We start from the raw sequence: 11,829 nt of genomic DNA on the forward strand, positions 1-11,829 counted from the left end.
GGATTGGGGCAATCTTCCCGCGTTCCCGATGCAAGAGAACTCTATTTTGCAGGCGGTATCGGTAACACAAATCTAAATGAAACTATCAATCGTGAAATCGATATGGGAATTGAACAAACTTTGGGTAATTTACACCTCAAAGGGACACTGTTTTACAGTGATTTAAAAGATTATATCTATGCCTATAAAACCGGGACAGGAACCAATACTTCATATGCCAATATCGATGCACGTATTGTTGGCGGTGACATCACAGCCGATTATTTTATAAACAGCGAGTGGTCACTTAGTTCGGGGATTGCTTATCAAATAGGGACAAAAAAAGATACTGCCCAGCTTGATGCATTGAGTACAGCAGCACAGACTGATAAAGATCTAGCCGATATTCCTCCGCTTAAAGGGAGAGTCGCTTTAGTATTTGATGATACTAAAAATTATGCGGCAGCTGAATGGATTGCGGCACAATCACAAACTTATGATCAAAACAACGGGGAACAATCAATTAGAGGGTATGGTATTCTCAATCTCAAATACGCTACCGATTTTGGTAACGGATTTTCTCTCAGTACGGGAATCAACAACTTCTTTAATCGTACGTATGCAGTGAGCAACAGCTATATCGGGCTCACAACCTTGATGGAAGGGGCACAACCTCTTGTACTTAATGAACCTGGGCGTAATCTTTACGCAACTCTCAGCTACAAATTCTAACCTACAACTGTTTCGTCAATTCCCGCACCCTGCGGGAACTACAGTTGATTTTCCAAAAACCATCCAAAGCCGAACATCAATCCCGGTGTTTTGGCTTTGCTCTCATCCATAGCAAATTTTTTGGCGTCTTCCACTGAAATTTCAACAACTTCAATCGACTCCGTATCGATCCCTCCACCATTGCTGACACGCATTGATTCATTCACTTTCGCGTAAAAAAGGGTCTGCACCGAACCGGCAAATCCTACCGCTGTGTAAAAAGAGGTAACCCGTTCAATCTCCTCTGTAGGAACATCATAACCGCACTCTTCCAAAATCTCTTCATGTGCTATCTCTACAAGCGATTTTGCTTTATCCACAATTCCGGCACACAGCTCATAGGTATAGCCGTCATTGTTTTTCAAATAGACAGGGGGGCGGAACTGTTTGACGACAATCAACGCATTACGCTCTTCATGATACAAGAGGATCGCAACGCTGTCGTGCACTTCGACCATATCCCAGATTTTAGGTACACCGTTTTGGAGATATTTCATCCGCTTCGGCTTTACAAAATCGGAATTTTCACATGCTACGATGGTGACGTTTTTGATCATATCCGCTTCTTAGAAAGGTTTAGGTTTAAAGGTTGTGCTGTCAACGTAATACGTTTCATGGAAATCGAAATACGGTTTTCGAAGCACTTTTTCTTGCAGTGCTTTTTTAAATTTCATATCCATTTTATCGCGTATTGCGAGGAATGCCTTACGCTCTTTTCCGCTAAATCCTTCGGTTGTTTTTTTCATAACACTCAATGGATCAATGGCGGTACTGCCCGCATACATCCCAAAATGCAGATGAGGCCCAGAAGACAATCCTGAATTCCCGACATACCCGATAATTTCCCCTTGTTTGACAGAAGAGCCGTTATGGATACCGGCTCGAAATGCTTTTTGATGGGCATAAAGACTCACCAAACCGTTGCTATGACGAATTTTGATCGTGTTACCATAACCGCGTGATGAACCGGCAAAACATACATGACCGTCCCCTGTTGCTAAGATCGGGGTCCCCGGACGCGCACCGAAATCGACGCCCAAATGAGCACGGTAGCAGTGAAGAACAGGGTGATAACGACTTTTCGTAAAGCCGGATGTTATACGGGGATTATTGATAGGGATCTGAAATAAAAACTTCTCGTACTGAGCCCCTTTTTCATCATAAAAACGACCGTCGCTGTGACGATATACGGTCACTTTTTTCCCATTTATTTCTACCATCGCACCGTGAACTTCGGGCATCGAAAACGGTTTTCCGAGACGATATTTTTGGGTATATACCAAAACAATCGGATCCCCCTTTTTAAACCCTTTTCTAAAATCGACTCTCCCTTTGAAGATTTTGACAAACTCGGATGCAAGATTTTTAGAACCGGTCATTTTCAAAATATCATCGTACGGAAGGGTTTGAATAGGAACATAAAGAGTTTCGGTATACTCCTGACTAACAATCGGGACAACCCGTATATCGTAACGTCGTTTCGGAGTGAGAAAAATTTGAAGCTGCAATTCATCATTGACGGGGATCAAAATTTGGTGGATAAACTTCTTATCATCAACCACCATTTGACAATTGGCATTATAGGGTATATCTTCGGTCAGTTTCTGATCTTCTTTGTCCAGATTATAATACAAAGTAAGAGGAAGTTTTTTCCTCTCAAGAAACGTCAAAAAACTCTCCCCGTCATTCCATTTAAATGGTTTTACCGTATTTGCAAAAAGGAGAAAGGGCAACAATAACAAAAGAAACAAACGACCCATTCTCATCCTTGATCAAAATACACATTAAAAAAGTAAAAAGAGTTAAATGATAGCAAAAAATCCATTTACAAAGATGTGTTAAGCTATAATCTCTATTAACTACTTTACCAAAAGGTTACCATGATGCGCATCTGGCTTATGACTCTTATCGCGTGCGGCGTACTTAACGCTTCATCTATTTCTGCCCCGCTCCTCGAAGTTCAAGGAGACCGAGCAACGATTACTGCCGAGAACCTACGCGATGGTATGAGCGGTTTTATCGTACGACAATTCGATGCTGCCCACAGCACCATCATCGCCAATGCACGGGTTGAAAAAAGCAATCCTGCCGATCACCGTGCTATACTAAAAATCAGCCCTTACACCGGACTTCACCAAGATGCTCTTCCAAGCGGGAATTGGCAACCAAGAGCTTCAGACACTGCCGTTTTGGCCTATGATTACGAACGGGCTCTCGTTATTGCCCCCAATGATGATACCTATGATGCAATCACAAAAAGTATCAGCGGTGTCGAATGGGTTCACCCAGATAACTATGCGACATTTCTCTCATACGAAGGTCATCAGACACCTTTGGTTGAAGATTTTCAAAGCTACTGTACCGCCAATTCGATCGGGTTGCTTTATGTCCAAAGTGCTGATCAGCTCTTCACCCTTGATTGCAAAAGCTTTACTCTTCTTCAAACAACCCAATTTGCAAAAGTTGCCGAAAAAGAGCGAACCCCTTTTTATACCCGAATACCGACTATTCGCGGAGCATGGTGGGGAAAAGGGAGTTCGAGTTTAAAAAGTTACGAGCCCTACTATCTTGAAATTATCGCTTTAAGCAATTCCAAAAACAAAGAATTATATGAGCTCTACAAAGCGAAATTTAGCTCTGATAACGCACTATTACGCAATTTTGATTTCAAGGAATAACGATGCTCTCCGTAGAAGCTATCAACTTTTTTACCAACCTCATCGGCAAAGAGAACGTTTACAGTGACAAAGCCCATCTGATCGCCTATAGCTACGATGCAACACGCGAACGGTTCGAGCCGGATGCCGTTTTATTTCCGCGTCACGAACAAGATGTCAGTGACATTTTAAAATATTGCAATGAGCATCGTATCGTGATCGTTCCGCGCGGTGCGGGAAGCGGGTTTACCGGAGGAGCCCTTCCGGCGAACGGAGGAATCGTATTGGCGTTTGAAAAGCATATGAACAAAATCTTAGAGATCGATATGCAAAACATGGTTGCCATCGTCCAACCGGGCGTTGTGAATATGGAGTTGCAAAAAGCGGTAGAAGAGGTGGGTCTTTTCTATCCACCCGATCCTGCATCACAGGAATACTCCACCATCGGCGGAAACGTCAATGAAAATGCGGGGGGTATGCGCGCTGCCAAGTATGGAATCACCAAAGATTACGTGATGGCGATCCGTGCAGTACTTCCGAATGGGGACATTATCAAAGCGGGAAAACGGACGATCAAAGATGTTGCAGGCTACAACATCGCCGGAATCTTGATCGCAAGTGAAGGGACACTGGCGGTAACGACCGAAGTAACCCTCAAACTCCTCTCCAAACCGAAAATGACCAAAACGGCAATGGGAATTTTCCCAACCGTTCATGCCGCGATGGAAGCGGTCTACAAAACGATGGCGAGCGGCGTTACCCCTGTTGCCATGGAATTTTTGGACAACCTCACAATCCGCTCCGTAGAACAAGTCTATAAAAAAGGTCTCCCGATCGAAGCGGGAGCGATTCTCGTCACTGACGTGGACGGAAATCTCGAAGAGGATCTCGATTTTCAGCTCGGTCTCGTCGAAAAAGTATTCCGTGAAAACGGATGCAGCGAGTTCAAAATCGCAAAAGACAAACAAGAAGCCTCCGATCTCTGGTTTGCCCGCCGTAATGCGAGTCAATCGCTCTCCGTTTACGGAAGCAAAAAAATCAATGAAGATGTCACCGTTCCCCGCTCGGCACTTCCCGAGCTTCTTGAAAAATTCGATGGCATTGCCAAAAAATACAACATCAATATCCCGTGTTTCGGTCATACCGGAGATGGCAACGTCCACACCAACGTGATGGTGGATGGCAAAGATCCCGAACAAGTCAAAATCGGATATGAAGCGATCAAAGAGGTTTTTCAGGCGACTATCGATCTGGGAGGAACCCTCAGCGGAGAACACGGTATCGGGTTGGCCAAAGCGCCGTATATGTCGATGGCCTTTACCCCTGAAGAGATGGCACTGTTCCAATCCATCAAACGAGCATTTGATCCCAATAATATCCTCAACCCAAATAAAATGGGACTTGATTAATCGATGAATTTAAAATCGATTGTTCGACACATACGGCTTTTTTTCCTAATGCTTTTTGATCGGGACATCACCGTCTATGCGTCGAGTCTCAGCTTTTATACCATCTTCACGGTGGTTCCATTACTCATTATCTCTCTTAGCTTGATCGCGAACGTTCCCGTGTTCAACGAGCAATACGCCAAAATTCAGATTTTTATTTTCGAGAACATGATGCCCGGACAAACAGAAGCGATTGCGGGCTATCTCGAATCATTTTTTCGCAATTCGGTACAACTCGGAGTGATCGGGTTTACGACGATGATTGTCTCAAGCCTCCTCTTTTTTCAAAACTTTGAACATATTGTGGGCAAAATTTTCAAAACCTCTAAACGCCGCATATGGGATGCTATCACCACCTATTGGACACTCATCAGTCTCACCCCGATCGCACTGATCGCATCGATGAGTATGAAAGCTTATTTGGAGGCTCACATCAGCGGTTTTGCACTCCATACCCTCTCTGTTTTTCCGTTTTTATTGTTATGGGCCATCTTCTTTTTGATCTACAAAATAGCGGTCAATGCCGAAGTCTCCCCTAAAGCAGCGGCGATCAGCTCATTTGTCGTAGCTCTCGTTTGGGGAATTGCCAAAAACAGTTTTATCCAATACGTTTTTTACAACAAAACGTACGCGACGATGTACGGATCGTTTTCCGCCCTCATTTTCTTCTTTTTATGGATCTATGTCTCATGGATCATCGTCATCTACGGGATGAAACTATGCTATCTGATAAATCGCGCTGCCCAACGTCGCGAGTCCCACAACGCCTAATGTCCAAAACGCCTCTTTTCGCCACATCGCCCCAAGTGCCAGAGCGATACTGAGAATTCCGACCCACATCGGAATCACAACCGATTTGACCTCGGCTGCTTCAAACATTTGTCTAAGATACGGATCAAATAGATCTCCCCACGGAGTGAGATGCAGCACTAAGACACTCGGATAATAGAGATTAAAAACGAGATTGATCGGAATGGAACCCACATGCGCCCAGCTGAAGGTTCCGAAAATAGCTAACGAAATCGGCAAAAGGACGAGATAGCACCACACGTTGAGCGCCAAAAATATCTGCCAAGGCTTCCAATGTTCGTAATAGCGGATGAACACAAAGATTGACAATACCCCAAACGATGAGAACCAAAACGAAAGGGAGAAAAACAGTCTCGGGAAAAACGCCAGCAAGAGTCCTACGGCAATCAAGAGTGTTTGAAATGAGACGATTTTTATCCCCCGATCATAGAGCCAGTATCCGACCATAATCATCCCGTATGAGCGTACCATCGCCGGATTAAACTCCAAAATGGCCAAATACGAAAAAAGAAATAGCGCAACGATCCAAAACAGATCACGATTACCGTGCCGATAGGGGAAATAGCGATTTTGCATCCACCGATAGGGCCTTCTAAGAAAAAAATAGGCGATCAGACTCAAAATACCAAAATGGTACCCGCTGATCGATAATGCTGCACTCAGCCCCATCGCTCCAACCAACGTTTGAAACTCCTGCGACATGGGAGTAGCGACAAAAAGTGCCCCATAGAGCTCTTTCATCCATTGATCACTATGATGTGACGCAATAGTACGATACCATCGCTCTTTGAGGCTCAAAGAGGGATATACCTCCATAATCACTCCCCGTGTACGGAATCCTTTGAGATAGTCTAAAAAACTCACTTTGGCTACCTGCAATTCGATCAAAACGTCCCGTCCCCGCAAATCCCGCAGATACGGAGACATCACGCACCGAACACTTGCACCGTTTTCCAAGCGTAGTTTCATAGAGGTTCTGGGCTGTTCACCGATCTGCCGTACTTCTTGATCGACGACAGACGCATGAATCAGAGGATCATCAAAAGTTTTGAATTTGGTAAATTGATAATACTCATAGGAGAGAGACAAGGAAGCGATTATGAGGAGAAATAGAGCGAAAAGAGCACCGCTTTTTCGGTCAAAAAGGTCGATACGTTCGAGTTTGGACACACCCTCTCCTTTGTACTTTTCTGTTTAGTCAGAAAAGCACCAAAAGATCATACCGCAATCCAAGAACGCTACGTTCCTCTCGGCACTACTGCCTTCGAAACGGCTCTATGCGTTGGATAGCGGAGATTTTCTATTTAAATGATCGGCATCGATACATTATCTTCAATGATATTCATCGTCGCACTTTTGGTATCAATCGTCTCGTAGACAATTTGTGCCGCACCGAATGTCGGACGATCGACGAAGCGGGTGAATTTTTTCTGAAACATCAGTTTTACATGCCCTGTCGGACCGTTACGCTGTTTACCGATGATGATCTCAGCTTCCTCTTCCTCTTTTTCGACGTATTTAGAGATAAACTCTTTTCCTGCACTGATCGCCTCTTTCTCCCGCTCTTTCTCCTCTTTGTAGAGGTAGACATCGTTTCGGTAGACGAAGAGGATGATGTCGGCATCTTGCTCAATCGAACCCGATTCGCGGATGTCACTCAGCATCGGACGTTTGTCGGCACGTGATTCGAGTCCACGATTGAGCTGAGAGAGGGCGACGATAGGGATCTCCAACTCACGGGCGAGCATTTTGAGCCCCCTTGAGATCTCACTCACTTCGAGGTGACGATCTTTTCCCCCTGTCCCGTTCATGATTTGAAGATAGTCGATGACGGCAAGCTCAATCTCTGGATGACGGGATTTGAGCTTTCGGAGTTTGGAGCGGAGCTGATGGATATTGATCGAACCGTGATCGTCGACGAACAGCTTGGATCGCCGCATTTTATCCACCGCATCACTCAGCTGTTTGTACTCTTGAGGGTTCATATCCCCTACACGGAGACGCTGAAGCTGGATTGAGGTTTGAACACTCAGCAGACGTAGCATCAGCTGTTCCGCCGGCATCTCCAGCGAAAAAAATGCAACCCCTCTCCCTTTATCGAGGAGATTTTGAACCATATTGAGAGCAAAGGAGGTTTTCCCCATCGCCGGACGAGCGGCGATGATAACCAGATCCCCCTTCCCAAAACCGGTCGTCATTTTGTTGAGCTCGGCATACCCCGTATCAACCCCGACGAGCACCGAATCGCCGCGTGCTTTCATCTCTTCGATGTAAGCTAAAGTCTCATCCGCTATAGCCGGAGCATCTTTAAAATCGGTTGCTTGGGAACTTTGGGTGATTTCATAGAGCTTTTTCTCCACCAAATCAACCACATCGGTTCCGCTCAACTCCTCTTCGAGAGTAACACGTTTGATCTCCGTCGTAAGGGTCAACAAATGACGTTTAATCGCTTTGTCTTTGATCTCTTGGACGTAGGCTTTGGTATTGGCAATCGGATTGGCGGTGAGGATTTCGACCATCACCCGCTCGTCGAATTTTTGTTTTGCCGTGAGCTCTTTACGGATAAACTCCTCATCGATCGGAAGATCCCGATGCGCCAAAGAGAGCATGGCACGGTAAATCTCCTGATGCGCACTCAGATAAAAATCCTCCGGTGTCAGAACCGCATCAAATTCATCAAACTGCGCAGGGTCAAAAATAATGGAGCTGAGAACGGAACGCTCAAACGCTAAGTTATACAGTGATTCCTCCATTTAATCCTCTTCCCGTGCCATTTTTTCGACCTCCTCGACGAAGCGATCGACCAATTTATCTTCATCCAACCGTGCAACGACTTCCCCTTTGACCATCACCAGCCCAGAGCCCTTCCCGTACGCAATCGCGACATCGGCGTGTTTCGCCTCACCGATGGCATTGACGACACACCCCATGACGGAAAGATCGAGCGGTTTTTTGATATGTTTGACCCGCGCTTCGATCACACTGACCGCACTGACCAAATCGGCTTCGATCCGTCCGCATGTCGGACACGAGATGATATTGGGGCCCTCTTTGGCCACTCCGCTGTCTTTGAGGATCGCGCGGCCGACTTTGATCTCCTCCTCGAGTTCTCCCGTGATCGAAACACGCATCGTATCGCCGATCCCCTCGAGTAGCAGTGTCCCCAACCCGATAGCACTTTTGATCGTTGCGTGAAACACCGTCCCCGCTTCCGTCACACCCAGATGAAACGGATAGTTGTTCTTCGGACGTAACATCCGATACGCTTCAACGGTACGTTGTACGTCACTGGCTTTGAGAGAAATTTTAATGTCGGTAAATCCCAAATCTTCGAGATATTTGATGTTGTACTCTGCCGAGGCAACCATCCCCTCTGCCGTAGCGCCGTAACGCTGTTCAAACTCTTTTTCCAAACTCCCAGCATTGACTCCGATACGCACCGGAATGTTACGTTCCTGACACGCTTTGACGATCTCGCGAATACGGGATTTTTCACCGATGTTTCCAGGATTGAAACGGATACAATCGACACTCTCTGCCGCAATGAGGGCAAGCTTGTAGTTAAAATGGATGTCAGCGACGAGAGGGAGAGAAATCTGCTCTTTGATCACTTTGAGCGCGTGGGCATCATCCTCATCGGGAACGGCGACACGGACGATGTCACATCCGGCGAAATGGAGACGGTTGATCTGCTCTACCGTTGCACTTACATCCGCAGTGCGTGAATAGGTCATCGACTGTACCGAGATAGGTGCATCACCGCCGATAGGGACATTGCCGACAAAAATTTGTTTAGTTGGGTATCGTTTTATCATGACTAGATTGTAGCTTTTTGGATGTTAAAGTTACGTAAACTCTATGGGGTCCATATCGATTTCACACAGCGGTGATCTAATCTGCTTGATGGCGCGGATAAGATCGGTACTTTTGTCACTTCGAAGCAATATTTGAAAACGGTATTTATCGGCGATCTTCTCGATAGGCGATGCACCAAATCCAACAATCTGTACTTGTCCAATCTGTTCCAACTGTTCAACGGCCTTTTCCATCTCTCCTTTGGCTTTTATGCCGTTTTTGTGGGCATACAGGAGACGGGCCAGCTTTTTCGTCGGAGGATAGCGATCTGCTCTGATTTTCATCTCATCGATCAAAAATTGCTCGTAATCGTCCAAATAGCTTCGGAAAAACGATTCATGAAAACTCTGCACAAGCACCGTGGCATCTTGTTTTCGTCCGCTCCGTCCTGCGATCTGAATCAACAATGACAACGCTTTCTCCCGTGCGCGGTAATCGCTTTGAGAAAGGAGATTATCAATCCCCATCACGACCGCAAGGGTAATATCGTGATAATCGTGCCCTTTGGAGAGCATCTGAGTCCCCACCAGCAGATCAATCTCTCGGTTATTGAACGCTTCGAGAGCTTTTATCAGTTTATTTTGGGTCGTGATAACGTCACGGTCAAACTGCTGCACCCGCAGTTCTTCACTCAACCCTTTAAAATGTTCCACCGCTTCTGCCGTTCCCAGCCGCGTTGTCCGTAGCGCACCGCTTTGACACTTCGGACACACTTTTGGGAGCACTTCGGTGTAGTTACAATAGTGACATTTGAGTGCGCGAGAGTTTTTGTGCTGACTCATCCCCACACTGCAAAACGGACACTCCACATGGTAGCCGCACGAGTCACACACCGTATATTTGAAATTCGCCCGTGTCGGGATAAAAACAATCCCCTGATGTCCCGAAGCATGGTTCTCCATCACTTTAGCGTCAATACTCGGTGTCAACGCCTCAAAGGAGGGTTCAAAGAGAAATCTCCGCCGTGATTTGAAATAGCCTCCTCGTAAACGATAAAACGGATATTTCGCATAGCTGGAGAGGCTCGGCGTAGCACTTCCGAGTACCACGGGAATTTTGAGAAGATTGCCGATATAGACCGCCATATCCCGCGCGTTATAGCGTGGACGGGATGAGGATTTGTAGCTCTCATCGTGTTCTTCATCCACCACAATCAATCCCAAATCACAGACAGGTAAAAAGAGGGCCGAACGGGGACCGACGATGATATATGCCGAGCCATCATAGATTTTTTCCAGCGTCATTTTCTTCTGTTTCGGGGTCATCTTCGAATGCCACAGCACCACCGCATCCCCGAAATGGTTACGAAATCGTTTTTCCATCTGGGGGGTGAGAGAGATTTCGGGGAGGAGCAATAAGCACCGTTTCCCCTGACTCAGTATCTCATCCATCCGCTTCATATAGATTTCGCTCTTCCCCGCCCCCGTATCACCAAAAAGGAGAGAGACACTGTGCGAACGGACAAAATCAAGCGCTTGGGTTTGAGCTTCGGAGAGGGTGATATTAACAGCTGTACGTTCGTGGTGAGCCAGTCGAACCATGAACCGTTGCCCTTCGACATGCTCAGGGCGAACGGAAAACGGCACAAACAAATTCAACGCTTCCCCGAGCGAACACCCGTAATAATCACGGATAAAATGGGCTATTTTAATTTGCGTTTCGGAGTAAACAAACGGAGTGATTTCACCGATAGGCTGGGTCGTAAAATCGGGTTTTTCGCATTGGGCGATCACAACCCCTCGAATAAGACGATTAGAGAGAAGGGTTTGTATTTCCGCACCAGTAGAAAGAGATATTTCTGATTGATAGATAAGAGGTTCAAGTGGGGAGCCCAAAAGGGCTATAGCATAAAAATAATTCACACCCAATTATTATTATTCGGTTAAGCGCTGACAGCCTGCATCCGCATGATTACAATCAAAGGTACCGCTAGCTTGCGTATATTTAAATTGAGTATCAGCTCCTAATACTTTATATTGATAAGTATCTGTAGCTGTTTTACGCCAATGCCCGTTGGTAGAACCAGAAGCGATACCATATTGCAGCAATATTTGTGTTGCATTACCGTTATTATCAAATAATATATCACCGTCTGCAGATGCCTCATCCTGGTGATCGAGATGATCTATATATTTTGTTTCACCTTTTAAAAGTCGAGTTTGTCTCTCACTGACGATAGCTGCACGAATAGCAGCTACATCACTCCGCCCTTTGGCAATTTGGGCATCATCACGCGTCGCGGCTAAACGGGGAATGGCTATAGCCGATAAAATTCCTATAACAACAATGACAAACACAAGTTCTATCAT

The 11,829-nt window shown here is 45.9% G+C and carries 11 protein-coding genes; 4 read left to right on the forward strand and 7 right to left on the reverse strand.

The window, feature by feature from the left end:
- A partial coding sequence (locus tag JHC35_RS09070; RefSeq protein ID WP_295044498.1) for a TonB-dependent receptor occupies positions 1-711 on the forward strand: 711 nt, incomplete at its 5' end.
- A 38-nt stretch (positions 712-749) separates the two neighbouring features.
- Here the strand turns inward: JHC35_RS09070 and JHC35_RS09075 are convergent.
- Positions 750-1,307 carry an NUDIX hydrolase gene (locus JHC35_RS09075; protein ID WP_295044500.1) on the reverse strand — a complete coding sequence of 186 codons (558 nt, stop codon included), beginning with the start codon at positions 1,305-1,307 and terminating at the stop codon, positions 750-752.
- Positions 1,308-1,316: 9 nt separating this feature from the next.
- Positions 1,317-2,510, reverse strand: a complete 1,194-nt coding sequence (locus JHC35_RS09080) for a peptidoglycan DD-metalloendopeptidase family protein (RefSeq protein WP_295044502.1) — start codon at positions 2,508-2,510, stop codon at positions 1,317-1,319.
- Positions 2,511-2,633: 123 nt separating this feature from the next.
- Here JHC35_RS09080 and JHC35_RS09085 point away from each other — a divergent pair, with 123 nt between their 5' ends.
- From JHC35_RS09085 to JHC35_RS09095, 3 genes are read left to right on the forward strand one after another with little or no spacing between them, the layout of a single operon-like run.
- Positions 2,634-3,428 (forward strand): plasminogen-binding N-terminal domain-containing protein, encoded by a 795-nt coding sequence (locus JHC35_RS09085; RefSeq protein WP_295044504.1) that lies wholly within the window; start codon positions 2,634-2,636, stop codon positions 3,426-3,428.
- Between the two features lie 2 nt (positions 3,429-3,430).
- A complete protein-coding gene (locus JHC35_RS09090) occupies positions 3,431-4,816 on the forward strand; it encodes an FAD-linked oxidase C-terminal domain-containing protein (protein ID WP_295044506.1) in 1,386 nt (461 codons plus the stop codon).
- Between the two features lie 48 nt (positions 4,817-4,864).
- Positions 4,865-5,626 (forward strand): YihY family inner membrane protein, encoded by a 762-nt coding sequence (locus JHC35_RS09095; RefSeq protein WP_295044508.1) that lies wholly within the window; start codon positions 4,865-4,867, stop codon positions 5,624-5,626.
- Here JHC35_RS09095 and JHC35_RS09100 read toward each other — a convergent pair.
- From JHC35_RS09100 to JHC35_RS09120, 5 genes are all read right to left on the reverse strand, one after another.
- Complete coding sequence (locus JHC35_RS09100) at positions 5,573-6,835, reverse strand: ComEC/Rec2 family competence protein (protein WP_295044510.1); 1,263 nt, start codon at positions 6,833-6,835, stop codon at positions 5,573-5,575. The two genes, JHC35_RS09095 and JHC35_RS09100, sit on opposite strands and share 54 nt — an antisense overlap.
- A 134-nt stretch (positions 6,836-6,969) precedes the next feature.
- The gene (locus JHC35_RS09105; RefSeq protein WP_295044512.1) at positions 6,970-8,418 is read right to left on the reverse strand and encodes a replicative DNA helicase; all 1,449 of its coding nucleotides are present in this window, start codon (positions 8,416-8,418) and stop codon (positions 6,970-6,972) included.
- Entirely contained in the window at positions 8,419-9,480 is a 1,062-nt protein-coding gene (gene ispG, locus JHC35_RS09110) for a flavodoxin-dependent (E)-4-hydroxy-3-methylbut-2-enyl-diphosphate synthase (protein WP_295044514.1), read from the reverse strand. It lies immediately after the preceding gene.
- A gap of 30 nt (positions 9,481-9,510) precedes the next feature.
- Positions 9,511-11,382, reverse strand: a complete 1,872-nt coding sequence (locus JHC35_RS09115; protein ID WP_295044517.1) for a primosomal protein N' — start codon at positions 11,380-11,382, stop codon at positions 9,511-9,513.
- A 12-nt stretch (positions 11,383-11,394) separates the two neighbouring features.
- Positions 11,395-11,829 (reverse strand): type II secretion system protein (locus JHC35_RS09120; protein ID WP_295044519.1); only part of this gene is annotated, 435 nt, incomplete at its 5' end.

This window comes from Sulfuricurvum sp., assembly GCF_022759005.1.
Lineage (GTDB): Bacteria > Campylobacterota > Campylobacteria > Campylobacterales > Sulfurimonadaceae > Sulfuricurvum.